We start from the raw sequence: 22,230 nt of genomic DNA on the forward strand, positions 1-22,230 counted from the left end.
AAAAGATTAAAAATTTGTTGCCCTGCCCTGGTCGAGATTAAATTCAAAGCGCTGATCATAGTCAGTTTCTCCATACACATTAAAGCTAATGGTTGGCGTCGCGCCCAATGCTTTCACCCGATGGATTGCGTCTGGCATTAAACAAACCAAATCCCCAGGATTTAATACTAAGCTCCCAGCCTCCACTAACTGGGTCGAATCTTCAGGCGATCGCCGCCAAAATTGATTTTCTTCCTGGCCTTGCAATAGAGCGACCAAGCCCCAACACCCATGGTTATGGATCGGCGAGACCCGCTGTGGTTCCCAGGCCACAAGCTGCACTGTGAGTGGAAAATCTGGCTCGTCATACAAAATTTCCACAGCCCAACCTGTTTTTGGATCTGGCGCAATGGGGATCAGTTGCAGCCATTCTGAACTCTGCAACAAACGCTGCACTAAAGGGTATAGGGCCTGTAAACGTTGGCGATCGCCTGGCTCACGGTTTAGCAGATCTTCCAAATCTGTCAGGAAACGGTAAAGCCGATAGGGTTGTGTTTTCGATGTCGGGGACTCAGCGGCTGGCCAAAGCTCCTGGGTGCCGCCGCGATCAATAAACCAAGTTTGTGGGGCCATAAATTCATGCAAAAGATGGGACGGCTTGTTTTTCTACAATGACATTTTTGCCTGAGCGATCACTGATGGCAGTCTGAATTTTTCCTGAAGATTGCTCGATATTGTATTGCTCAATATTTTTAAGTTTTCTCTAGTTTCCCCTCATCTGTGCCTCATGTTTAGCCGATTTAATCAAGCTCAAGAACCACGGCAAAGCTTTGGTTTTAACTCAGCAATCTAATTAATTTCAGGAGAATGACCATGAAAATTCGCTATGCTGCCACCCTCGTATCAATCTCTCTGTTGAGTCTGGGGGCGATCGCCGGCTGTTCCGGTGTCAAAAACCCTTGCGCTGGACTGTTTAAAAATCCCTGTGCGAGTAAAACAGAAACAGCCGATCCCTGTGCCTCTAAAGCAAACCCTTGTGCGGCGAAGGAAAACCCCTGTGCTTCTAAAACCAATCCTTGTGCGGCAAAAGAAAATCCTTGCGCTTCTAAGGCAAATCCCTGTGCCGCGAAGGCCAATGAAGCGGAATAAAAATATTTGCTGGCGATCGCTGCTGAAAACATTATGAGTTTACGAAAAAAATTATGAAACAGGTGTCGCGTCTTGCGTTGTCGTTATTGCTGTTACGGCTCAGTATTTTTATTGTGATGTTTGTCTGGACGTTGGATAAATTTTTTAACCCAGATCATGCCAGGGCCGTTTTCGAGAATTTTTATCTGATTTCTGGCCTCAGTAACGGGGTGATTTTTCTCATCGGTATTGTGCAACTGGCCATTGTGTTGGGTTTCGTGACGGGGTTCCAAAAAAATCGGTGTTATTTTTTGGTGTTGCTGCTCCATGCCGGGTCAACTTTTGCTTCCTTTCGGCAATATCTTGATCCTTTTAATAACCTCCTCTTCTTCGCGGCCTTACCGATGCTAGCGGCTTGTTTTACGCTGTTCTTGTTGCGGGATGCAGATACCCTCTGGACGGTGGATTAGAGGCGATCGCCGGATAAAAAGAATGATTAACTTGAGGGGAATTTGATGAAACCTGCTAACTTAAAGGGTGACACCAATCAAAAAATTAGGCATCGACGGCAACCAAAAAAATTACCTTGTTGGACAAGCTTTACGGGTTTAGCCTTGGGTGCATTCGGGGTAAGTATGCTTTTAGAAGTGGTTGCACTCTCAACATTTTTCGCGGGCATGGCGACGGCGGCCAGTTCAACATCAACCTTTGTTCAGGGGATTTTTGGCACAGGATTTGATCCCCAGGCTTGGTTACTCCAGGGCTTGCAATGGATTGATAGTCTGGGTGCCCTAGGGGCGATCGCCTTTATGGTGCTCTATGTGGTGGCGACGGTGGCTTTTCTGCCGGGGTCGATTCTGACCTTGGGAGCCGGGGTTGTTTTTGGTGTCGCTTTAGGGTCAATTTACGTCTTTGTTGGCGCAACCCTAGGGGCGATCGCTGCTTTCCTAGTGGGTCGTTATCTGGCCCGCCAATGGGTGAGCCAAAAAATCGCCGACAACCCGAAATTTCGTGCCATCGACGAAGCTGTGGGCAAGGAAGGCCTGAAGATTGTTCTCCTGACGCGCCTCTCACCTGTATTTCCCTTTAATCTCCTTAACTATGCCTATGGGGTCACGGGTGTTTCCCTAAAAGACTATGTCCTCGGCTCCGTGGGGATGATCCCTGGCACCATCATGTATGTCTACATTGGCTCCCTGGCCGGAAATCTTGCGACCCTCGGCACAGAAAGCACCAGCGCTAACCCCATTGCCCAGTGGTCGATCCGGATTCTTGGTTTTGTGGCTACTGTTGCTGTGACTGTCTATGTCACCAAAATCGCCAGGCAAGCCCTAAACAAAACCGTGACTGATTTGAAGTGAGCTATTCTTGGCGCAGCTTCTAGGGACATAACTGATTCGTGCAAGCTTTGCCTTTCTCCAGTGCCTGTAAATTATCTAAGGTCGTCGTTGCAATATTTCCCAAGGCTTCCTGGGTGAAAAAGGCTTGGTGGGCGGTAATCACCACATTCGGAAAGGATTGTAATAACTGAAACGTATCATCTTGAATCACCGTATCCGATAGATCTTCAAAAAAGAGATTTTCTTCCTCTTCGTAGACATCGGTGCCAAAATAACCCAACTGACCTGTTTTCAACGCCTCGATAACGGCCTTGGTATCAATTAAGCCACCCCGACTCGTATTAATCAGCATGGCACCGGGTTTGATCTGGGCGAGGGAGGTGGTGTTAATCAGGTGATAGGTGTCGGGCACTAAGGGACAGTGGATGGAAATCACATCGGCTTGGGTGAACAGATCTGGTAAATTCGTGTATTGGACGCCCAAATCTAAACAGACAGAATTTTCTTGGGGATCGTAAGCCAGCAAACGACAGCCAAACCCTTGCATAATTTTCGCAAAGCATTCGCCAATTTTTCCGGTGCCAATAATCCCGACTGTTTTACCGTGGAGATCGAAACCCAGGAGGCCATTAAGGGCAAAATTATCGTCCCGGACACGGTTGTAGGCGCGATAGAGTTTGCGGTTGAGCATCAAAATCAGTCCCACGGCATGTTCGGCTACGGCATAGGGAGAGTAGGCGGGAACACGGACAACGCTCAAGCCTAATTTCCGGGCGACCTCAAGGTTGATATTGTTAAACCCGGCACAGCGTAGGGCAATGTATTGGGTGCCGTTGTGGGCGAGTTGTTTGAGGACAGCTTCTCCTAGGTCGTCGTTGATAAATGCACAAATGGCCGGAAAACCAGCGGCGAGGCTAACGGTATCGGGGGTAAGCCGTGGTTCGAGGAAGACCAGTTCGTGGTGAAAACGTTGGTTGGTGTTGTTAAAGGAGACTTGATCGTAGGGTTTGCTGCTAAAGAAGGCGATTTTCATGGTGCTTTGGGGTAATGGAGATGGTTTTTTTGGTGATTTCTTAATAATTAGGGTTAGAATCACGAAATAGGTCACAAAACAGACGGTATTGGCTGTGATGTTGGCCAGAATTTTTTAATACTGTAGCGATTTCAGGATTATCTTGCGGCGCTAGGTTTAGATGAAACATTCTTCTCGATATTCTGATGATTGGCAGGCGATCGCCTTACAAGTAAAAGAGGATGCCGACTGGCGCTGTGAACTCTGTGGCCTGGTGTGTATTCCGTCGGATGTGAAGGTCAAAGGCATTGATCGTCACCTGCGGGCTGTTTTAACCTTAAGCGTTCACCACAAAAATTACATCCCCGAAGACAATCGTCGGGAAAATCTCATCGCCCTTTGCTCGGCCTGTCATTTACGCCAACACCAACGCCGTTATGGCTCCCTCCCCCTTGGTCAGTTGAGTTTGTTCGGGGACGCTTAATCACCTGCGGTCTTCTGGGTCTGGGGGGAAGTGGGTTAAACTTTCAGCTAGATCAATTGCTGTAATTTGATGTGGTCTGTGGGAAATGTCTATGAAAAAAATTGCGATTGTTAGTCGAAAAGGGGGCGTCGGCAAGTCCACATTAACGATGAATTTGGCTGTGGTGGCTGGGCCAGCCACGATCATTGATACCGACCCCCAGGCGAGTTGTGCCGATTGGGGCGATCGCCGCGCCGATGATCCGCCGTTAGTCCATACCGTCCCCGCAGGTCGCGTCCAAGTTTCCCTCAAGCGTTGTCAGACCGATTGGCTGTTTGTGGATACCCAACCCAGTGCCGAAGCGAGTTTAATTGAAATTGCCCAAATTGCCGATCTCTGTGTGGTGGTGTTACGACCTGGCCAACTCGAACTCGATGCCCTTGGAGCGACCCTCGCGGCGATCCGGGCAGCCCAAGCTCAAGCGGTTTTTTGCATTAACCAAGCCCATCCCCAGGCCAATTTGACGGAATTGATCGAGGGGCTCGCCGTCTACTACCCTGTCGGGCCATTGATTCGCAGTCGTGCCGATTTTCCTGCTTCTGTTGCCGAGGGGCGTGCTGTTACAGAATGGAATCCGGACGGCAAAGCAGCAACGGAAATTAAAAATTATTGGTTGTGGCTCCAGGAGTACCTAAACTAATGGCCCGTAAAAAAGCGACCCTGAATCTTGATCGACTCAACCAACGGGCGACGGCAGAATTCACCGCCGAAAAAGCCTATGAAAATGAAGTTAACCAAAATCTAAAGCTCCTGTTGTTTGAGGATATTTTGGATCGTCCGGGGGGAGATGCCCGTCCCCTCAATGATAAACACGTCCAGGAATTGGTCGATTCGATTCTGGTGCTGGGTTTAATTACTCCTTTGACGGTGGATCGCCATGGTCATCTGCTAGCTGGGGGACATCGTCGGGAGGCCCTTTATCAAATTAAACTAGCCCACCCCGATCAATATGCGAGTTTATTTCCCGAAGGAATTCCGGTGCGGGTGGTGGATATTGACGCGGCGGCGGATGCTGTGGATGCCCTGCAAATTGAAATCGAAGAAAATACCCAACGGAAAAATTTTACGGTCACGGAGATTCGGGAGGCGGCAAAAAAGCTAGAAACTGCTGGTTATAAACGCTTACGGGGCCGACCCAAGACGGGAGAAAAATCCTTGAAACGGGAACTGGCTAAGGTTTTTCGGCTTTCTGAGGATCGGATTCAGCGCATTTTAAATGATTCTGCCCCAAAAGGTAGGCGTACACCTACCTTTTCGCCGGAGTCGGCGATCGCCACCGTCGAGAAATGGTCAAAACAACTGGCAGACAGTGAGGATCCAACCCTGGGGCCAATCCGAGGGCAATTGAAAAAACTCCTTGGAGAACTGCGCAAACTACCACCGTCGAATTCTTAAAAAAGGTATGTTTCTAAAAGGTAGGTGCGCACCTACCTTTTTTTTCTAACTTTCCGAAGACCCAATGGAATTAACCCAAGACATGGAGTAAAAAACGCGATGTATCATCAACCGCCAGAAATTTGTTTTCGTTTGCCCCAATGGTTGCAGGCATACAGCAGCCAATATCAACCGACCCCAGGCGATCGCCAAAAAATGCGCTTTGTGGTGGGTGCCGCCCGGGAAAATATTATTCAAAAAACAGGGGGGCCTTTCGGGGCCGGGATTTTTAACATCGAAACCGGGGAACTGATCGCCCTAGGGGTGAACCTCGTGACTAGCGAAAATTTATCGTTGCTCCACGCGGAGATGGTGGCAATGGCGATCGCCCAACGCAAATTTAACCAATACAATCTCAGCACTGCAAATTTGCCTGCCCTGGAGTTGGTTACCAGTACCGAACCCTGTGCGATGTGTCTGGGGGGAATCCATTGGTCTGGCTTAAAGCGCGTAGTCAGCGGAGCTAGGGGCGTTGATGCGGAGGCCATTGGTTTCGACGAAGGGCCAAAACCCCCAAATTGGCAAACGGCCCTCGAACAGCGCGGCATTATCGTGAAAACAGAAGTGGAGCTGGCTTTTGCCCAGGGGGTCTTGCAGTTTTATCAAGCGCAACAGGGGCCAATTTATAATGCCTAGGCCAGGGTATGAAACGGAAAATTTGCCCGAACTTGCCAATGGCGGCCATTGTGTTGTAGCAAACTCAAACCCCCAGCGGTAAAACAATGGTTTAGAGAACGCTCCCGAAAAAAGGCCCAGGCCCGGTCAAAATTAGTACGGCTTAAATCTTTAAAAGCGATGGTCACATGGGGACAAAAAGGGCGATCGCCGTAGCGTTGATCCTGAATGTTTAATTGTGTCCCAAAGGCCGTTTTTAATTGGGATTGGCAGTCTTGGAGTTGGGGAGTCAGTTGGACATCGATATAAATCACGCGCGGCGCAAAGCAATTAAAACCCGTCAACTGAATTGAGAAACTAATTTGGCTCTGGGCAAAGGTTTGGAGAAAATTTTCAAGGTGATCGATGTCTTCGACCGGAAACTTAAAGGGCGGTTGCAGGGTGATGTGGGGCGGTGAATTGAGGGCCTTTTTGGTTTGGAATCGCTCAACACAATAATGTTGCCAACCAGAGGCGATCGCCCCTAGGTCGGGCGGTAACAACAACGCGACGAAAAATAACGATTGGGCCATAGAGATAAATTTAACAAGATGACCAAGCCCGTTGAAAGGCTTCGTAAGGCAAAGTTTTTGACCAGTCCCAGAGCAATTTATAACAGTAGCGCCGATTGGGAGAATTGGGGGTGACCGTCTGATAAATGTGTTTCACCTGGGGCAAAACGAGGGGGAATTGTTCCGTCTCAATTAATTGACTGAGGGTATCAACGGCCAACTTGAGGGTACTTTTGCGGCGGGCCTGACGGAGAGCTGTGAGCAGATTGGGAATTAGATCCGGGTGGTTAGGCAGATAACCACTGAGACGGGCAACTAGCCTTGTGCGTTGATCAAGGTTGGTTTCTAGACTCAATTTTTTTAAGAGACTTTGGCTAGCCAGGGCCTGCTCACGGGACGATTTTGGCTGGGGCGATCTCTCCGAGATCCGCTTTGCGGTGCGCCGTCGGGTGGGCAGAGTTTGACTAACAGTATCTGTTTGCACGAAAGGATGATCCGGACAAATTTCCTGGAGGGTGGCGATCGCCTGGGGATGATAGGGCTGGAGTTTACCGAGACGCAGGGCGGCTTTACGGCGGATAGTTGCTTTTTGATCCGCTGCCAGCAGGCGGGTAAGACTGGCAATGACTAGGGCATTATCGGGAACGATGGCCCCTAAACTACGGCAGAGATTAAGTTGAAAATTCGGATCTGCGGTTTCCGTCAGCAGATCTTCGAGGTTGGCGATCGCCGTTGGATTGCCGAAATCATGGTTTTTGCCGAGGCTATGGGCTGCTAACCAACGGTCAAAGGCATCGGGATGGGTCGCTAAAAATTGTTCGAGGGTAGTCACCACCTGCTGGCGATCGCTTCTGGAGAGCGCAATGCCTGCCTCTTCAACTAGGGGCGATGGTAACTTGGGTTGCCTCTGGGCGGTGACAAAGCGCCATTGCACCAGTTGATCGATCACTGCTTGCCCTTGGGAAAATTCCGGGAATTCGGCTAAAGCTTTGCCAACAAAACAGGTGGCGCGTACTTCGTAGAAACCACCACAATGGTCTTGCCAGTGCAAAAGCGCTTGCAGAAAATTTTCTTTTTCGCCTGCGGCAATTTCTTCGCGTCCCAGCCATAGCAAAATCGTTTCCTGCCAACCCAACGAAAATATCGGATATTCGCCGCCTTCGTCGATAAAAATCTCCCAGTGGGCGATCGCCGTTGCCGCAAAGTATTCTTGAAACGTTAAATGATGGAAAGCGTAGACATTTTCCCCCGTTGTTGCAGAGCGACTGACCCGCTTTAACCATCCCAATTGGAGCGCGAGGGTAAAAAAATCAGGATCAACGGCATCGAAAAACGGTTGAATTTCAGCCTGACGAAACCGAGCTTTTGCGGGATTTTTTTGAAGCACCTTGAGAGCGCACTGCCCTAAAATCTGATTGAGTTGCTGGCGTTGGGTCTGGGTTGTGGGAAAAGTATCTTGTTTCCAGTCATAGAAAGCCTCCACAAACTGGCGATACAAAATGGCTTTTGTCCCCGGCAATTTGCCTTGGGTGAGCTGCCAGGTGCGACACAGTAAGGTCAAATACAGCGGCTGGCGCGCAACCCCACGGATGCGACTGTGGATACTGCGATTTAGTTCACCATAGAGGCGATCGCCGAGTTGAGGTTGTCCTTGAAACCATTTTTGGATAAAGCATTGCACTTGTTGGCGCTGGGCATCATCACTAAAGCCCTGACAACGGTGGACCACAAAATCAGTAAGGGCATTTTTCCCTGTGTCCCACACCGCACTGCGACAACTTAAAACGACGGAAGCATTGCCTAACCAGCCCTGGAGTTCCCGGTCGAGTTTGAATGACGCTTGGCTAAGATTGTCCCCCATTTCATCAAGGGCATCTAAAAATAACCAGACCCGTTTGTTTTGAATCAGTTCAGCAAATGCAGTTTGGATTTTTGGCGCGATGGTAAATTGCTTAAAAAGCTGCTTTAGCCAAACTTCAAGCAAATAATTCTCTAGCGATCGCCCCCCCACATCGGCCAGGGGGATCCAAACAGGAAGATCTTCGGTTGCCGACAAAGCCAGGGCCAACTGTTGCAAAAAAGTCGTTTTTCCGGCCCCTGGCTCCCCAATGATCGCCAGTCGATTATGGGAGAGATGGCGATATTGCGCCAAAAAATCCTGGGGATCATCGCTGGGAGAATCTTCCTCTGCATGGGTGGCAGTCACCCCCAAGGGCACGTACAAATCCGCTAATTCAAAGGCCATGCCATCCCCCGCCGTTAGGGGATTACTGGTTAAGTGGGTATCCAGCGCTTGCCGACACAGGCTTTGCCAGTCCGGGTGAGTTGGGTCATGATCCGTTTGAGAATTCTCCTGAAAATTATTTTGCTTCTTCTCGGATATCCCCAAGCGACGCGCGGCCCAAGTGTGATTAAACTGTTGTATATTTTCTGCCCGTGCCCAGCGATCGCCCCAGAAATTTAAGGAAAAATGCCAAGTATCAGACCCCCGGATCGTCATGCGGTGATCCTCTAAAATCCCCAAAAAACTTTCTAAATCCTTGAGGGCCGTTTTCAATTGGGGTACGGTTAAAGGCGTAGTAGTGAGTGCCGTTAAAGTTTGCAAATAGCGCAATTTTGTCTGCACCACCAGTCGTCTGGGCGATTGCCAATGGACTTTTATCGTCGCCCGTAGTCGGTCTAGTTGGCGTTTATCTGCATCGAGGGCATCATTCGCGAAATCAAGCAAGCCAAACAGTAGCGTTTGCGATCGCCCCTGGGGAATTTTTCCGTAACTTTGCTTTGGCATACCCTCTAGTGTCCCATAAGGATCACCAACCAAAACAACCACAACTCATTGGCGATCGCCTTAACCCTTCAAATCCTAAGACTCGACTTTGACGCCGCGCCAAAACGCCACATAACCTTTAATATTTGCGGCTTTCTCCTTGGGTTCTGGGTAATACCAAGCCGCATCCTTATTTTCTTCTCCGGCTACGGACAAGGTGTAATAGCTGGCCTGACCCTTCCAAGAACAAGTGGTGTGGGTGTTACTCGGCTTAAAATACTCTGTTTTAATGGCATCGGGGGGAAAATAATAGTTGCCTTCTACCACTTCACAGCGATCGCTTTCTGCCACCACTGCACCATTCCAAATTGCCTGGGCCATCGATATAATCTCCTAATTTTTGCCATAAAATTATTACGTTTAGAGTTTAACGCACCTGCCTATCTGCTGTGGTGAAAACTAAGTCAACTTAGTCTTACAAGCTGCTTTGAATTGTGGGCCTGATCGCCAAGCTTTAATCAGGATTAATTCTGTCAGAAATTATTCTAAGGATAGTCAGCTTAGTGACCAATTCAAAAAATGAAATGAACAGTCACAATATTATTGGAATTTATAAAATTAAACACTATATTTTAGGTTGACACAATGCAAAGAATCCACGCAATAAAATAGATTAACTGCTATTATTTGCCTCTGGATTCTGCCTTAAGCGCAAAAAAATTCGCCCCAATTGCCTAGATCGGGACGAATATAGCTTGATGGAGGAAACTTGTAAAAAACTATGGACGACACCCGGTTGTCATGGGTCAGGTAACTGTGGCGAGCATCGGGGGCGTAGTCGGGCATTCAGTCAAGGGTCGCAATAACCAAAAAATCAGAATGCTTGTATTGGTACATAGTTTCTTTTTGTAATGCTGTAATTGACTGGGACGTTAGAGGACAAGGGCATTTTGAGGGAAAAGGCAAAACCCCATAGAACTTTGCCTTTAGGGTTGGTGATATAAGTTTGACAATAGCATTTAAACTATGGACTTAAGACTTAGTATAGCTATTATTCAATGAAATGTAAACAGGTTCAGCCTTAGTATTCCGAGGAAAAATATAAGCAAAACTTATGATAATGCTGTTTTTTAGGGTGACGATCGCCTTCAAAGTAGCTACAGTGATGCTGAAAGGCCCCAAGCTACCGGAGATTGAGGGGAGTTTTGGTTTAAATTTCTAGAAAAAATTTTTTAATGTTTAGAATGAAGAAGTCTTTTTAGATCAAAGAAAGGAGTCAATTATTCAAGAGTTGTATAGATAAGAGAAAAACTTCTACACGTAAAATCCTCCCCAGGAATAGCCTCAATGGACAAACGGCGAGAATCAACTGAATAAAGCATCGTTGGGTTTTGCAATTCAGCGAGAATTCCATCCATTGCACTGGGAGATTGCGCTTCAACAATTGCCCTTTCTTCTGCATTTAAAAACGCAATGGTTTCTGATGTTTCATTCAGACTTTCTGAACAACGCAATAGAACTGCCTCAGCGGGAATTTCTATGGCATCTAAGATTCGATTGTAAGCTCTGCCATCATCAAAATTAGAGATTGAATCAAAGAATAAAAAATATTTCTGCTCAAATTGAAAAATATTGACACCCAAAGAACTTGGCGCGAACACGTCATTACTCGGAATATCCAACAACCAACCCCCTTGATTGCTCCCTTGCTGGGGCAGACCGATGAAAATACCAGGGCGATTAATGGGCATTCCCCTCGTATTTGGGTCTTGGTAATAAACCAAACCCTGGAAATCTTCGGCTTGTAATAAGGGAGTAGCACTAATTTGGGAACTTGCCCCAGGAATAACGGCTATGGAACCTAAAATTACAAACGCGATCGCCGCACTATTTTTAATTAAAGTTATCAACATGGGCCATAGAAGTAAATATTAAGGTAGCAAACCTAGACTAAATTGTGAGTCTAATTTTTCTATTAGTCGCTCTCTCTGGATTTAGTTAAGATATCCTGTGAGATATTACTTTAATTCTAGCCAATTTTTTCCATTAAATTTCCCTAAAGAGCCGACATCAATGCGGTGGTGTAAATAAGTCATGCAAGCAAATAATGATGTAAAGAATCGTTGACGCTTATCAGAAGAGATGTTTGTTTTAGCGTGGGTTGTGACAGCATCAAATTAATTGTTTGTCCTGGTGGATCGCTGTGATGGAACCAAGTCATATTTGGACATTTGCTCCGGAAGATGTTTATGCTGTTTTGGAATCCCGGCCTGGTGGTTTATCGGCCCAAGTAGCGCAGCAACGTTTAGAAAAATTTGGGCCAAATGCGCTACCGGAACCACCCCAACGGCCCCTATGGTTGCGTTTTTTAGATCAAGTCACTCACTTTATGGCCCTGTTACTCTGGGTGGCGGGAATTTTGGCGTTTGTGTCGGGGACGCCGGAATTGGGTTGGGCGATTTGGGCCGTGATCTGGGTGAATGGCATTTTTAGCTTTTGGCAGGAATTCCAGGCAGAAAAATCCCTAGCAGCTTTGAAAAAGGTGTTGCCCGCACAGGTGAAAGTGTACCGAGATGGTGCGCTCCAATCGATTCCGGCGGTGGAACTGGTACCGGGGGATGTGATGCAACTGGAAGAAGGCGATCGCCTTTCTGCGGATGCACGGTTGGTCGCTTCGGAAAGTTTATATCTTGATCTTTCGGTGATGACGGGGGAATCATTGCCTGTGGCGCGGAATGCCTATCCGGTACGGGTGCGAGAAACGGCGTCCGTGCGTGATGGCCAGCCCCTCCGCCGGGGAGAACAACCCACCCGAGAAAAAACAAATCCTGCAGAAATTGCCAATTTACTCTTGGCGGGGGCGACAGTTTCGTCGGGGCGGGGGGTGGCGGTGGTTTATGGCACCGGTGCCCAAACAGAATTTGGTCATGTGGCCCATCTAACAACCAATGTGAAACGGGAACCCAGTAGCCTCGAAATTCAGGTGGGTAAGATTGTCCGCGTTATTACGGCGATCGCCTTGACGATGGGCGTGATTGTTTTTCTGTTGACGGAATTTTTAGTGGGGATGGAACTGCGGGAAAGTTTCGTCTTTGCCATTGGCATTATCGTTGCTCTGGTGCCAGAAGGATTGCTGCCGACTGTTACCCTCGCCCTTGCCATGGGTGTCCGGCGGATGGTGCGCAAAAATGCCCTTGTTCGCCGTCTTTCTGCGGTGGAAACCCTCAGCGCCACCACGGTGATCTGCACGGATAAAACGGGCACCCTCACGAAAAATGAAATGACCGTCCATTACCTCTGGTTGCCCTGGTTAACCGAAGCAGAATTGCCTGTTCAACCGCCTTTACAAACCCCTAATCACGGCCAACCCGGAGAAATTCAACCCTTTTTAATTGAAGTCACTGGTGCCGGTTATGACCCTGGATCGGGCACCGTGAATTTAGCCGGAGACTTCACCGCCCGCTGGAAAATTGACCTGCTATTGACGGGGGCTGCCCTTTGTTCTAATGCCCAGCTCGTCCACCTCGACACACCGAGCCGCTGGCAGGAAATTGGCGATCCCACCGAAGCTGCGCTGATTGTTGTCGCGGTTAAGGCCGGCTTAAATATTGAACACTTACAACAACAATATCCCCGGTTACGGGAGATTCCCTTTGATTCTCGCCGGCGACTGATGACTGTGGTCTTAGATTGGCAGGAGTCAGATATTTGGCAGAGCGAACTGCCCTGTATGGCCTTTACAAAAGGGGCACCGCTGGAGGTGTTGCGCCATTGTCAGGCGGTGTTGCGCAATGGGGCGATCCAAACTTTGGGCCATGAACAGTGGGAAGAAGTGGTACAAGCCAATGATCGCCTTGCAGCCCAGGGGTTTCGGGTGTTGGGGGTGGCGGCGCGACGAGGACAACGGGATTTGGTTAATCTGCGCGCCCAGGATCTTGAGCGGGATTTGATTTTTATTGGTTTGATTGCGATGTTTGATCCGCCCCGGCCGGAGGTGAAGCAGGCGATCGCCCAATGTCATACCGCTGGCATTAAGGTGACGATGGTGACGGGGGACTATGGCCTCACGGCCCAGGCGATCGCCCAACAAATTGGCATTGTTAATCAGCAAGTCCGGGTCGTCACCGGAGAAGGCATGGGCCATCTGTCTGATGCTCAACTGCGGCAAATCCTGAAATATCGTTCGGGCCTCGTGTTTGCGCGGATGTCTCCCGAACAAAAATTGCGCCTGGTGCAAGCCTATAAAGACATTGGGGAAGTGGTGGCAGTGACGGGGGATGGGGTGAATGATGCTCCGGCTTTACGGGCGGCCCACATTGGCATTGCTATGGGGTTAAATGGTACCGATGTCGCCAGGGAAGCGGCGGATATCGTCCTTACCGATGACAACTTTGCGACGATCATTAGCGCTGTAGAACAGGGCCGCGCCGTTTACCAAAATATCCGCAAATTTATCACCTATATCTTGGCTTCTAATGTCGCGGAGGTGGTGCCTTTTCTGTTGATGGTGGCCCTCAAAATTCCCCCAGCTTTGGTCATTATGCAAATTTTAGCGGTGGATTTGGGCACGGATATGATCCCGGCTTTGGCATTGGGCACCGAAGCAGCAGAAGTGGGCATTATGACCCAACCCCCCCGTAAGAAATCCCAAAATCTCCTGGGGCGATCGCTCCTTGTGCGCGCCTACTGTTTTTTGGGTCTCATTGAAGCGGCTTTAGGTATGGTGGGCTTTTTTATTGTCTGGTGGGGCCATGGCTATAGTCTGGCGGAGCTCCAGGCCATTACCCCTAACCTTTTGCAGCACAGCGCTGATGCGGCTACCACTGCCATCTATGCCCAAGCTACTACCATGACCCTTGCCGTGATTGTCGCTTGCCAAGATGGAAATGTGTTTGCCTGTCGTTCTGAAAATATCTCGATTTTTCGCCTGGGATTTTTTTCCAATCCATTAATTTGGGTAGGTATTGCTACTGAGTGGATGTTGGTGATTATGATTACCAAAAGTGCGTTTTTTCAGAATATTTTCCAGACCGCCCCCCTCGATCCGTGGCAGTGGCTGGTGTTGATTACTTGTCCGCCCTTGATTTTGGGTTTTGATGAACTGTGGAAACGTTTTTTCGCCCCGCGTTGACGCTGATGCCGGGTGCAATTTTATCGAAAAATGACTTGAAAAATATTACTCCCCGTCCACATTAGGCCAATGATGACCCCAATAAAAATTAAGGCGATCGCCATGCCGAGCAAGCTTAAAACCCCATCATCTTCCTGGAGGCCGAGGGCCGCAAAAAAAATGGCGATCGCCGGCACCGTATTCGCCCCCGGAATCGGCAAAACCACCAATAGGGCCATGGCCGACAAAACAATTCCCAAAATAATTCGTCCCGGCAGACTGTGACAAATGGGTGTCAGACGGGGTTTTGTGATTTTCTCGACCCTTTTTAACCAGGGAATCAAATAACCCATAAACCGCTGAATTTGCGGTAGGGAAAAGGACGTTTGGAGAACTTTGCGGGGCACCCAAGGTTTAGACTGCCCCAGACATAGTTGCAGGGTGATCGACAGCATCGCCATGCCAAAAATAAAGGAGGTGCCAGGAATTGCAAAAATACTCAAAAAAGCAATGAGCGCCAGGGGAAAACCAAATAATCTTTCCTCAGTGAGGGCAAAAACATTGGCTAGGCTCACCTTCTCCGGACGTTCCTCCTCAAAAAAATAGTGGTGTAGTTTTTCAGAAAGTTTTTTCATGCTGACTGGGCGAGCCAAAAAACGACTCATTTACTGATAGCGTTCGAGAAAATCCAGGGCTTCATTGCGCAGATCATAGTATTTTTGGGTTTCCCGCAGTTCGTGGATCTGTCGGGGTCGAGGGAGATCCACCGTTAAAACTTGCCCAATTGTAGCCTGGGGGCCATTGGTCAGCATCACGATTTTGTCAGACATAAACAGGGCTTCGTCAACGTCATGGGTAATCATCATCACGGCCTGGCGGTGGTTTTCCCAAATGTCGAGGACTTGGGTTTGCAGTTTCGGTCGGGTCAGGGCATCGAGGGCACCAAAGGGTTCATCGAGGAGGAGCATTTTTGGCCGAGTCGCTAAAGCTCTCGCAACCCCTACCCGCTGTTTCATGCCACCGGAAAGTTCGTGGGGATATTTGTCGGCGGCGGCGGTGAGATTGACCATGTGGATATGTTCGTTAACAAGGTGGCGGCGATCGCCTTTAGAAAGATGCTTGTGAACTTCATCCACAGCTAGGCGGATATTGTCCCGGACCGTTAACCAGGGTAAGAGCGCATAGCCTTGGAAAACCATCATCCGATCAGCACCGGGGCGGCGAATCAGTTTCCCCTCTAGGGTGACATGGCCGGCGCTGGGTTTTTCTAGACCCGCAACGATCCGCAGCAGGGTCGATTTACCGCAACCAGAATGGCCAATGACAGAAACATATTCTTGGGCGCCAATGGTGAGATTGATATCTTCGAGGACAACAAACTGACTCCCATCGGCCTTAGGATATTGTTTGTGAATATGTTCAATGGCTAGAAAAGTATCGTTGGGAGATTCCATGGCGGCAGGGGAGGGGAAAGATTGGGGTCTAGTCATAGATTTGGGATGCTAATTTTGTAATGGGGTTTAGCTGACGGGATAGATTTGGGGACGGTTGGCCCGCAGTTCAAAACTGTTGAGGTAACCGACTGGATCGCTTGGATCAAAGGCTTTTTGGTCGATAAAGGCAGTGGCTGGCTCCACCTTGTAATCTTCGCTGGGACTGGTAATCCCCATTTCGGCGGCAATGTTCCGGTAAAGATCGGTGCGCCAGGCCCGTTTGGCGATCGCCTCTAGATCGGTTGGTAATGTTTCAATTTGGCCCCAGCGGGCTGCTTGGGTCATTAACCAAATTCCCTGGGACTGCCAGAGAAATGTGGAGTGATCATGGGGAATTGTCGAAGTTTCGGGGTGCAGCTCAAAAAAGGTCGTCGTATCTAAACTGCTCTCTAGCCGTTGCTGGGCATCAAAACCACCGTAGTCGTAATCCCCGACGATGGCCGGACGAGTATAGTTCACATTGGCCCCCGTAAAGGCCCGTTCAGCAATAATGCTTGCCACTTCTTGCCGATGACTCGGATCGCCACAGTACTGACAGGCTTCGATTAAGGCTTTGACGAGGGAGCGGTAGGTTTTGGGGTATTGTTCAATGAAAGATTCTGCCACTGCCAGCACCCGATCCGGATGGCCCCGCCACACATCTCGCCCTTGGATGAACGTAAACCCAATGCCTTCATTTTTGGCGATCGCCCTAGTATTCCAAGGTTCTGCCACCATGTAGGCTTGCATCGCCCCGATCCGCATATTGCTCACCATCTGGGGCGGCGGCGTAATCACCAATCGCAACTCTCGCATCGGATCAAGGCCAATAGCGGCGACTAAATAACGGGCAAAATATTCATAAATTGAAGAACTTAAGGGAATCCCCCAAGCGCGGTCATCAAGGGGAGATTTTTGCCAAAAACTGCGGAGATCTCGGCCAAATTTAGCTAAATCACCTTGGTAATCTGGCCATGGTCTCATCCCAGCCTCCCAAAGCTGTCGGTTCATAGTTAAAGCATTGCCATGGCGGTGGAGAGTCATTGCTGCCACCAACGGAAAAGCCCTGGCTCCTTCGGCACCAATTCGCGCATTAGTCACGGCCCCAGAAACCACCGGAGACGCATCCAATCGACCGAAGATCAATCCATCACGGGCATTGGCCCAACTGGCTTCGCGACTGAGTTGGACATTCAAACCGTATTTCTGGAAAAAACCTTTTCTGTAGGCGATCGCCAAGGGCGCACAATCATTCACTGGCACAAAGCCCACCGTTAAATTCGGTTTTTCCAAACTTTCTGGCCGTACCAAGGGCTCAACCGCTAAAGCGTGGGGTAAACGACCCTGAATCTTTTTATCCGTTGGGGCAGTACAAGCACCATAAACTAATGCCGAAGCCGTTGCCCCCATCCCAAACACAAAGGAGCGTCTACTTATTTTATTCATTGCAGTGATGCTCCTAATGCTGGGCCGGACGATGGGTAATCGCCGTTTGTAGATATGCGAGGGCCGAATCTAGGATCAAGCCTGTGATGCCGATGACAAATACCGCCAAAAATACCGAACTCACATTCAGACGATTCCACTCGTCCCACACAAAAAAACCGATACCAATGCCTCCGGTAAGCATTTCCACCGCGACAATGACCAACCAAGCGACTCCCATGCTGATCCGCAGACCTGTGAAAATGTAGGGTAAACTCGCTGGCAAAATAACCCGCCATAGTTGTTTCCAGCGGGGCATTTCTAACATTCGCGCGACTTCGAGATAATCCCTCGGTACCTGGGCCACACCTTCTGCGGTGTTGATGATCGTTGACCAGAGGGAGGTGATAAAAATGACAAAAATCGCCGAGGGTTCTGCCCCATTAAAAATCGACAAGGCGATCGGTAGCCAAACTAAGGGCGATACAGGTTTGAGAATTTGAATAATTGGATTAATTGCGAGCCAGGCATTACGGGAGAGGCCAATCCAGATCCCCACCGGGATCGCCACCAAAGCCCCCAAAATAAAACCAATAATCACCCGGCGCAAACTGGCCAAAAGCAACCAACCTAAACCCAAATCGCCAGGGCCGCGCCGATAAAAGGGATGCAGAATAAAATCCAGGTTATTGACCAATGCTTCTAGGGGCGTCGGCATCATTTCGCCCCGTACTAAGGCGATCGCCCACCAGAGCAGTAACAATCCCCCAAAACCATAGAGAGGTAGCCAAACTTCTTTCCGGAGACTTCCTTGCCAAAAAGGTGGTACCAAAAACTTTCTGACCCCACGGGCCAAACTTGATAATAAAACCATGCAAAATTACCTACCCTTTCACAATAAATAGAGGGAAGTGATTGGTAACTGACAGTCGTTGTCTGGGAATTCTGATTTACGGTGCGATCGCCGCGCTTCAGTCTTCTTCCGATGCTGACGAGGTTAGCTGACGGGCTAGGACTGGAAGATGTCCCTTTTCTGCATATCTCAGAAAATAAGCCCCGGTGTCTTCCCGGTTGGGTTGACGGGTGGTTCCCCCGCTTCAAGGCTTCGTAACCTTGAACTAAGCTGACTTACTCAGTTGGCCTATAAACTAGCATTTCTCCAAGGACTTTGTAAATTACCGTAGGGATCAAAAAATCAAAAATCCAATCAAGCCCAGGGGACTGAACTCCCTTTGCCCCTGCCAGGAGATATCCCATTGGGGGGCGATCGCTGGGAGATTTTCGGCGCAGCTCTTCAGATCCAGCACCCATGCAATTCCATCGAGCACTGGCTTGCCAGTGACCAGACCCCACCGGGCGTTTCCTGGGCTTGCTTCAAAACTCCCAAAATCCCTATTTCTAATCATGGGTTGACCCTATTGCCGCAACAGTCATTACAGATTTATCTTTGAGATTTCCTTAAAATTAGCGACTCTTTTTGGCACTTTTAATTTTCAACAATCCTCAGCACAAATTTATGATTTGTTTGAAAAATATTCGCCTTTAGCACTGAGAATATGAATTCAATGATATTATAGAATCTACTTTCGGTTCCAGTAGGGATCAGCCACTGGAGGAAACGGGGAAAGAGCAGTGAAAATCTGCCGCTGTCCCGCAGCTGTAAGCCAGTTTTAGCGCTGCAATTTTAGGGGTCATTGCCATGATCAATCTAAAATTAAGCCCTAAAAATTGTGTAAGTCAGAATGCCCGCCGATCGCCAATCACCTTCTAAAACATCTGCGAGGTACGGATGATCACTGTTTTAGTCTTGGCACGTTCAAGGACGTGTCACCATAGGAGCGTTTCGACAAAGCTCTTCTTCCAAGTCTTAGAAACCACTCAGGCATCACTGCCAAAATATTCCTAACGATTTTGCCAATTAAGTTATGGTCATTGGCGCTGTTTTGATTTAGGGCCTGGGCATTTTTCGATGTCTCAATTTCATGGGCGATCGCCTTTTTCTTTTTAGGTTGTTTAATCCTAAATGGGGTAATTTTTTGCTGCATTCGTAGCGTTACTTTCCCTAGGTTAGTGGTCAAGCTTCCTAACAATTTGTCATTCAATTTTTTAGAATCAAATTCATTTAGGACAATACATAATGACGATGTTTCAAACAACGACTCTCGGCTATGCTCGCATGGGTAAACGCCGGGAACTCAAGAAAGCATTAGAAACTTTTTGGGGTGGAACTTCTAGCGCGGATGATTTGTTGGCCTTACGGCAAGATCTTGAAGTCAAAACTTGGCAAGCACAGTTAACGGCAGGCATTGATCGCATTGCCGTAGGGGATCAGACCCTCTATGACCATGTCCTGGACTGGACGGTACGTTTGGGGCTGATTCCCAGACGGTTTCAGGGTTTGAGTGGGCTGGATCGCTACTTTGCCATGGCTCGGGGCCGGGATGCTTTACCTGCGCTGGAAATGACGAAATGGTTCGACACAAACTACCACTACCTAGTGCCTGAGATCGAAGACAAGATGCAACCTCTGGGGAACTTTGGGGAATTCTTGGCGATGGTGCAGCGATCGCAAGCCGTTTTGGGCGATCGCGCCGTACCCGTAGTCCTCAGTCCGGTGACCCTCTTGGCCCTGAGCCGCCACAACGGGGATTTGATGGCTTGGTTGGATCAGTTACTGCCGCTATATGTCGATCTCCTAGGCCAGCTCAAAGCCCTGGGGGTAAAGGAAGTCCAACTGCATGAGCCAATTTTGGTCACGAGCCAAGCCGCCGATCTCAAGACAGCGGTGCAGAATACTTACCACCAACTAGCCAGCGTCGGCTTGCCCATACAGCTAGTCACTTACTTTGATGACCTGGGGGTGAACTACGGCTGGGTGACGCAGCTACCTGTGGCAGGGATCAGCTTAGATTTTACCCGGGGTCACAACTTAGATCTGTTGATATCCCAAGGATTCCCCGCCGACAAAATTCTGGGAGCTGGGGTCGTCGATGGACGTAATATCTGGCAAATTCATCCCGATGTCATCTTGGCAATGTTGAAAAAACTACAGGCGATCGCCCCTAACCTGCGGGTACAGCCTTCGGCATCCCTGCAATTTGTCCCCCACGATGCCACGCTGGAAACTCAGTTGTCGGAACCGTTACGGAATGTGCTGAGCTTTGCTGAGCAGAAGTTGGTAGAAGTGGTGTTTCTGGCGCGGATGCTCAACAGCGAAGACACTGCTGCCCAGCAAGCGGAAATGCAGCATCAGTGGCAGGCGTTCGAGCAGTTCAATCCACCGAATCCAGACGTGCGGCAGGCTTTAGCAAGTTTGACCGTGGAAGATTTTGAGCGATCGCTCTCTTACTCTCTGCGGCTAGACAAGCAGGTGAAGCTACCACATCTGCCTACCACCACCATCGGCTCCTTCCCCCAAACCAAAGAAGTGCGCCAGTTGCGGGTGAAGTACAAAAAAGGTGACATCTCCCAGGCGGAGTATCAAAGGAACATTGATACCAACATTGCCGAGTGCATCAAAATTCAGGAGGAAGTCGGCCTAGATGTTCTGGTGCATGGGGAATTCGAGCGCACCGACATGGTGGAATACTTCGGGCAACAGCTTGAAGGCTTTGCTTTCACCGTCAATGGCTGGGTGCAGAGCTATGGCAGTCGGTGTGTGCGTCCCCCAATCATCTACGGCGATGTCTCCCGTCCCCAGCCGATGACTGTGCGGGAATTTCAGGTGGCGCAAGCGCTGACGCAAAAGCCCGTGAAGGGAATGCTGACGGCTCCCATCACCATCCTTAACTGGTCATTCTCTCGTGCCGACATTTCTCGCCGAGATCAGGCATTTCAGATTGCCTTGGCACTGCGGCAGGAAGTTGCTGACTTGGAAGCAGCCGGTGCCCAGATTATCCAGGTGGATGAACCTGCCCTGCGGGAAGGCTTACCGCTCAAGGTACAGCGCTGGAGCGATTATCTGTCCTGGGCGGTGGATGCATTTCGATTGGCGACGGCGATCGCCCAACCCCAGACCCAGATCCACACCCACATGTGCTACTGCGAATTTGGCGACATCATCCAGGACATCGAACGACTGGATGCTGACGTGATTTCCATCGAAAACAGCCGCAGTGGTAACCGCACGCTGCAAGAAGTGACCGAAGGGGGCTACTCCCATCAGATTGGCAATGGCGTGTACGACATTCACAGTCCAGTGGTGCCCACAGAGAAACAACTGGTACAGCAGTTAAAAGCAGGACTGGCTAACCTGCCTACCCAGCAAATTTGGGTGAATCCTGATTGCGGTTTGAAGACACGCCGCTGGGAAGAAGTCGTGCCATCCCTCAAGCACATGGTGGCGGCAACTCAGAAACTGCGGGAGGAAATTGATGCGACTACCCGTTGATGTTTGGCAGCGCCGCGACACGACTTGGCAAGCTGCTTTTATTCGGGAAAATCTATTGTCCTTAGGTCATGAGGCCTGGCAAGGATATTTGACCCAAGGGCGCGGCCTGGTTGTTTGTGAGGTAGCAGCGCCAGATCTGACTTGCTTGAATTGGCGTCAAGCAGTGGTGCCCTATTATCTCCACTACCGGCCAGCCGCCATCGTTTATCCATACCTAAAGTCCCGTGGTCTACCGAGCGATGTACTGGATCATCTCTTAAAGGTATTACAAACCTATACCCCTGAGCGGGAGATGCTCCTAGTTCTCAACCATGGTGTCGCCGTTGAGGTGGACTGGTTACAGAATTTGGCGATCGCCCCTCCCGATTGCTACCGTCAGATCGGCGATCGCTGGGAAGAATTCAACTTGACCCTTGAGTCTGTCAGGAGGCGTCAAAGTGGAGAACCATAAGCCAACAACATCATCTTCAAAATCTTCAAGTCA

General features: G+C 49.3%; 21 protein-coding genes and 2 riboswitches. Of the genes, 9 read left to right on the top strand and 12 right to left on the bottom strand.

Annotated elements, in window-relative coordinates; genetic code table 11:
- Positions 1–6 precede the first annotated feature (6 nt).
- Complete coding sequence (locus tag AWQ23_RS15435; RefSeq protein WP_062437091.1) at positions 7–612, bottom strand: cupin; 606 nt, start codon at positions 610–612, stop codon at positions 7–9.
- Between the two features lie 251 nt (positions 613–863).
- On the bottom strand, positions 864–1,160 hold the full coding sequence (locus AWQ23_RS16270; protein WP_198158739.1) for a hypothetical protein: 297 nt from the start codon (positions 1,158–1,160) through the stop codon (positions 864–866).
- A 21-nt stretch (positions 1,161–1,181) separates the two neighbouring features.
- Here AWQ23_RS16270 and AWQ23_RS15445 point away from each other — a divergent pair, with 21 nt between their 5' ends.
- Positions 1,182–1,577, top strand: coding sequence for a hypothetical protein (locus tag AWQ23_RS15445; RefSeq protein WP_062437093.1), 396 nt, complete (start codon positions 1,182–1,184; stop codon positions 1,575–1,577).
- Between the two features lie 207 nt (positions 1,578–1,784).
- Entirely contained in the window at positions 1,785–2,468 is a 684-nt protein-coding gene (locus tag AWQ23_RS15450; RefSeq protein ID WP_254047970.1) for a TVP38/TMEM64 family protein, read from the top strand.
- A 19-nt stretch (positions 2,469–2,487) separates the two neighbouring features.
- On the opposite strand, the gene AWQ23_RS15455 is transcribed toward AWQ23_RS15450, so the two are convergent.
- The gene (locus AWQ23_RS15455) at positions 2,488–3,480 is read right to left on the bottom strand and encodes a 2-hydroxyacid dehydrogenase (protein WP_062437095.1); all 993 of its coding nucleotides are present in this window, start codon (positions 3,478–3,480) and stop codon (positions 2,488–2,490) included.
- Between the two features lie 160 nt (positions 3,481–3,640).
- Between AWQ23_RS15455 and AWQ23_RS15460 the strand changes: the two genes are divergently transcribed.
- The 4 genes from AWQ23_RS15460 (at position 3,641) to AWQ23_RS15475 (ending at position 6,052) form a co-directional block, all read left to right on the top strand.
- Entirely contained in the window at positions 3,641–3,943 is a 303-nt protein-coding gene (locus AWQ23_RS15460; protein WP_062437096.1) for an HNH endonuclease, read from the top strand.
- 91 nt (positions 3,944–4,034) lie between these two features.
- Entirely contained in the window at positions 4,035–4,622 is a 588-nt protein-coding gene (locus AWQ23_RS15465) for a ParA family protein (protein WP_030008008.1), read from the top strand.
- Entirely contained in the window at positions 4,622–5,377 is a 756-nt protein-coding gene (locus AWQ23_RS15470) for a ParB/RepB/Spo0J family partition protein (RefSeq protein ID WP_062437098.1), read from the top strand. The genes AWQ23_RS15465 and AWQ23_RS15470 overlap by 1 nt, the downstream gene beginning before the upstream one ends.
- 99 nt (positions 5,378–5,476) lie before the next feature.
- Positions 5,477–6,052, top strand: coding sequence for a nucleoside deaminase (locus AWQ23_RS15475; protein WP_062437100.1), 576 nt, complete (start codon positions 5,477–5,479; stop codon positions 6,050–6,052).
- Here AWQ23_RS15475 and AWQ23_RS15480 read toward each other — a convergent pair.
- The 4 genes from AWQ23_RS15480 to AWQ23_RS15495 all read right to left on the bottom strand — a co-directional run bounded on the left by AWQ23_RS15480 (position 6,049) and on the right by AWQ23_RS15495 (position 11,262).
- Positions 6,049–6,603, bottom strand: a complete 555-nt coding sequence (locus AWQ23_RS15480; RefSeq protein ID WP_062437102.1) for a 2'-5' RNA ligase family protein — start codon at positions 6,601–6,603, stop codon at positions 6,049–6,051. The genes AWQ23_RS15475 and AWQ23_RS15480 overlap by 4 nt on opposite strands.
- A gap of 10 nt (positions 6,604–6,613) precedes the next feature.
- Positions 6,614–9,370 carry an NACHT domain-containing protein gene (locus AWQ23_RS15485; RefSeq protein WP_062437103.1) on the bottom strand — a complete coding sequence of 919 codons (2,757 nt, stop codon included), beginning with the start codon at positions 9,368–9,370 and terminating at the stop codon, positions 6,614–6,616.
- Between the two features lie 75 nt (positions 9,371–9,445).
- Complete coding sequence (locus AWQ23_RS15490) at positions 9,446–9,730, bottom strand: DUF427 domain-containing protein (RefSeq protein ID WP_062437105.1); 285 nt, start codon at positions 9,728–9,730, stop codon at positions 9,446–9,448.
- A gap of 899 nt (positions 9,731–10,629) precedes the next feature.
- The gene (locus tag AWQ23_RS15495; protein WP_062437107.1) at positions 10,630–11,262 is read right to left on the bottom strand and encodes a hypothetical protein; all 633 of its coding nucleotides are present in this window, start codon (positions 11,260–11,262) and stop codon (positions 10,630–10,632) included.
- A 293-nt stretch (positions 11,263–11,555) separates the two neighbouring features.
- Here AWQ23_RS15495 and AWQ23_RS15500 point away from each other — a divergent pair, with 293 nt between their 5' ends.
- The gene (locus AWQ23_RS15500; RefSeq protein ID WP_083500765.1) at positions 11,556–14,480 is read left to right on the top strand and encodes a cation-transporting P-type ATPase; all 2,925 of its coding nucleotides are present in this window, start codon (positions 11,556–11,558) and stop codon (positions 14,478–14,480) included.
- Positions 14,481–14,500: 20 nt separating this feature from the next.
- On the opposite strand, the gene AWQ23_RS15505 is transcribed toward AWQ23_RS15500, so the two are convergent.
- From AWQ23_RS15505 to AWQ23_RS15530, 5 genes are all read right to left on the bottom strand, one after another.
- Positions 14,501–15,094 (bottom strand): exopolysaccharide biosynthesis protein, encoded by a 594-nt coding sequence (locus tag AWQ23_RS15505; RefSeq protein ID WP_065711910.1) that lies wholly within the window; start codon positions 15,092–15,094, stop codon positions 14,501–14,503.
- 30 nt (positions 15,095–15,124) lie between these two features.
- On the bottom strand, positions 15,125–15,949 hold the full coding sequence (locus tag AWQ23_RS15510) for an ABC transporter ATP-binding protein (protein ID WP_062437110.1): 825 nt from the start codon (positions 15,947–15,949) through the stop codon (positions 15,125–15,127).
- A gap of 30 nt (positions 15,950–15,979) precedes the next feature.
- Positions 15,980–17,377, bottom strand: a complete 1,398-nt coding sequence (locus AWQ23_RS15515; RefSeq protein WP_062437112.1) for a CmpA/NrtA family ABC transporter substrate-binding protein — start codon at positions 17,375–17,377, stop codon at positions 15,980–15,982.
- Between the two features lie 13 nt (positions 17,378–17,390).
- Complete coding sequence (gene ntrB, locus AWQ23_RS15520; protein WP_138073871.1) at positions 17,391–18,230, bottom strand: nitrate ABC transporter permease; 840 nt, start codon at positions 18,228–18,230, stop codon at positions 17,391–17,393.
- 97 nt (positions 18,231–18,327) lie between these two features.
- Positions 18,328–18,491, bottom strand: a riboswitch (cyclic di-AMP (ydaO/yuaA leader).
- 435 nt (positions 18,492–18,926) lie between these two features.
- A riboswitch (cobalamin riboswitch) is annotated at positions 18,927–19,125 on the top strand.
- 24 nt (positions 19,126–19,149) lie between these two features.
- Entirely contained in the window at positions 19,150–19,401 is a 252-nt protein-coding gene (locus tag AWQ23_RS15530; RefSeq protein WP_062437116.1) for a hypothetical protein, read from the bottom strand.
- A 98-nt stretch (positions 19,402–19,499) separates the two neighbouring features.
- Here AWQ23_RS15530 and metE point away from each other — a divergent pair, with 98 nt between their 5' ends.
- Together metE and AWQ23_RS15540 are read left to right on the top strand one after the other, a co-directional pair.
- Positions 19,500–21,746 (top strand): 5-methyltetrahydropteroyltriglutamate--homocysteine S-methyltransferase, encoded by a 2,247-nt coding sequence (metE, locus tag AWQ23_RS15535; RefSeq protein ID WP_397428323.1) that lies wholly within the window; start codon positions 19,500–19,502, stop codon positions 21,744–21,746.
- Positions 21,730–22,197, top strand: a complete 468-nt coding sequence (locus AWQ23_RS15540; RefSeq protein ID WP_062437120.1) for a hypothetical protein — start codon at positions 21,730–21,732, stop codon at positions 22,195–22,197. Before metE ends, AWQ23_RS15540 begins: the two co-directional genes overlap by 17 nt.
- Positions 22,198–22,230 lie beyond the last annotated feature (33 nt).

The organism is Picosynechococcus sp. PCC 73109 (assembly GCF_001521855.1).
GTDB lineage: Bacteria > Cyanobacteriota > Cyanobacteriia > Cyanobacteriales > MRBY01 > MRBY01.

Coding starts and splice junctions, on each gene's coding strand:
- AWQ23_RS15460 (WP_062437096.1), top strand. CDS start 3,641: ATGAAACATTCTTCTCGATATTCTGATGATTGGCAGGCGATCGCCTTA.
- AWQ23_RS15495 (WP_062437107.1), bottom strand. CDS start 11,262: ATGTTGATAACTTTAATTAAAAATAGTGCGGCGATCGCGTTTGTAATT.
- AWQ23_RS16270 (WP_198158739.1), bottom strand. CDS start 1,160: ATGTTTTCAGCAGCGATCGCCAGCAAATATTTTTATTCCGCTTCATTG.
- AWQ23_RS15500 (WP_083500765.1), top strand. CDS start 11,556: ATGGAACCAAGTCATATTTGGACATTTGCTCCGGAAGATGTTTATGCT.
- metE (WP_397428323.1), top strand. CDS start 19,500: ATGTTTCAAACAACGACTCTCGGCTATGCTCGCATGGGTAAACGCCGG.
- AWQ23_RS15515 (WP_062437112.1), bottom strand. CDS start 17,377: ATGAATAAAATAAGTAGACGCTCCTTTGTGTTTGGGATGGGGGCAACG.
- AWQ23_RS15505 (WP_065711910.1), bottom strand. CDS start 15,094: ATGAAAAAACTTTCTGAAAAACTACACCACTATTTTTTTGAGGAGGAA.
- AWQ23_RS15485 (WP_062437103.1), bottom strand. CDS start 9,370: ATGCCAAAGCAAAGTTACGGAAAAATTCCCCAGGGGCGATCGCAAACG.
- AWQ23_RS15490 (WP_062437105.1), bottom strand. CDS start 9,730: ATGGCCCAGGCAATTTGGAATGGTGCAGTGGTGGCAGAAAGCGATCGC.
- AWQ23_RS15445 (WP_062437093.1), top strand. CDS start 1,182: ATGAAACAGGTGTCGCGTCTTGCGTTGTCGTTATTGCTGTTACGGCTC.
- AWQ23_RS15465 (WP_030008008.1), top strand. CDS start 4,035: ATGAAAAAAATTGCGATTGTTAGTCGAAAAGGGGGCGTCGGCAAGTCC.
- ntrB (WP_138073871.1), bottom strand. CDS start 18,230: ATGGTTTTATTATCAAGTTTGGCCCGTGGGGTCAGAAAGTTTTTGGTA.
- AWQ23_RS15455 (WP_062437095.1), bottom strand. CDS start 3,480: ATGAAAATCGCCTTCTTTAGCAGCAAACCCTACGATCAAGTCTCCTTT.
- AWQ23_RS15480 (WP_062437102.1), bottom strand. CDS start 6,603: ATGGCCCAATCGTTATTTTTCGTCGCGTTGTTGTTACCGCCCGACCTA.
- AWQ23_RS15450 (WP_254047970.1), top strand. CDS start 1,785: ATGGCGACGGCGGCCAGTTCAACATCAACCTTTGTTCAGGGGATTTTT.
- AWQ23_RS15435 (WP_062437091.1), bottom strand. CDS start 612: ATGGCCCCACAAACTTGGTTTATTGATCGCGGCGGCACCCAGGAGCTT.
- AWQ23_RS15470 (WP_062437098.1), top strand. CDS start 4,622: ATGGCCCGTAAAAAAGCGACCCTGAATCTTGATCGACTCAACCAACGG.
- AWQ23_RS15530 (WP_062437116.1), bottom strand. CDS start 19,401: ATGCAGCAAAAAATTACCCCATTTAGGATTAAACAACCTAAAAAGAAA.
- AWQ23_RS15475 (WP_062437100.1), top strand. CDS start 5,477: ATGTATCATCAACCGCCAGAAATTTGTTTTCGTTTGCCCCAATGGTTG.
- AWQ23_RS15540 (WP_062437120.1), top strand. CDS start 21,730: ATGCGACTACCCGTTGATGTTTGGCAGCGCCGCGACACGACTTGGCAA.
- AWQ23_RS15510 (WP_062437110.1), bottom strand. CDS start 15,949: ATGACTAGACCCCAATCTTTCCCCTCCCCTGCCGCCATGGAATCTCCC.